Below are 1,232 nucleotides of genomic sequence, written 5' to 3'. Positions count from 1 at the left end.
GTTTTGAATAGCGACTCGGAGAAGGGGTTGTCGTCACTGACGCGCGGGCGGGAGAACGATGCGGTCACGTCGTTGTGTGCCAGGGTGTCGAGCAACTCGTGAGAGCGCATCACCGCCCCGTTGTCGGCGTGCAGCATCTGTGGTGGCCCGTAGCGGGTGAACGCGTCGGTGAACATCGTGATCGCTGCTGCGGTGTTCTCTTCGGCCACCACCTGCCAGGCCACCGGGTATCGGGAGAACACATCGATGGCCAGGAGCAGTTTGAAACTCTGCCGACCCGGGCCGCGCAGGGTGGTGGCATCCCACGACCACAACTGACCCGGTGCGGTGGCCAGCACCCGCGGTGTGGTGCGGGTGGGTGGTCCCACACGTGTACCTCGCCGCCGATCACCGACGAGTTTCGCCGCTTTCGCGATCCGGTAGAACGTACGTTGACTACAGTCAACAAGGCCGGAATCGACAGCACGCCAATAGATTTGAAATATCGACAAATCGGCGTACTCGGACCGACTCATGACGTCGATCGCCTGCTGGCGCTCAGCAGCGGACAGGGCAGCAGGCTGGTCACGATCAGCATGGGCGACCGGATCGACCACCGGCGTGTAGTGGCGGTAGCCACGCACGACACGGTAATAGGTCGAGCGCGGCATACCCACCAACACACACGCCGTGCCCACAGCGAACCCCAGCGCCGACAACGCGGTCACCGTGTCGATTACGACAGCCCTCTGCGCTGCAACCACTGCCGATACTGCTCGGTACTCATCAACGCCGGCGGGATCTCGGTCTCCGGTTCCGCCGAGCCCTTGGTGATCCCCTCCAAGAGCTCGAATGCTTTTCCCAACACTTCCTGGGCAGCTTCGGCCTGCGCAACCTTGGTTTTCAACCGCTCGTTCTCCGCACGCAGCCGCGCCAACTCGGCACGATCCCGATTATCCATACTCTGCGCCTTGCCCTTCGTCGCCGCAGCCACCATCGACGCCTCGAATTCTCCCCTCTCACGCGATCGGATCCAGCGTTCGACCGTCGATGAGCCCAAGCCATGTTCCCGAAGCAACCGCACCTTCGAACCCCGCTCACGACACTCATCCCACAGCTGCAGAAACTCGATCTTGTACTCCAAGGTGAACGAACGCTGACCACGCGGCGTCCTACCAACCTGCTCACGCACGTCTACTCCATCCCCACGCCCACCGCCACGAGGTGTCTCACCACCATCCTGGCAACCGACG

At 62.6% G+C, this 1,232-nt stretch carries 2 protein-coding genes; both read right to left on the bottom strand.

Annotated elements, in window-relative coordinates; translation table 11 throughout:
- Window positions 1-707 (bottom strand): transposase (locus AAFP35_RS26225; RefSeq protein WP_419224619.1); only part of this gene is annotated, 707 nt, incomplete at its 3' end.
- A gap of 8 nt (window positions 708-715) precedes the next feature.
- Entirely contained in the window at window positions 716-1,171 is a 456-nt protein-coding gene (locus AAFP35_RS26220) for a hypothetical protein (protein WP_419224618.1), read from the bottom strand.
- Window positions 1,172-1,232 lie beyond the last annotated feature (61 nt).

It is taken from the genome of Gordonia sp. CPCC 206044 (genome assembly GCF_048537895.1).
GTDB lineage: Bacteria > Actinomycetota > Actinomycetes > Mycobacteriales > Mycobacteriaceae > Gordonia.
Note: the sequence above shows the minus strand (reverse complement) of the source record. Positions and strands in the feature narration are given on the sequence as shown.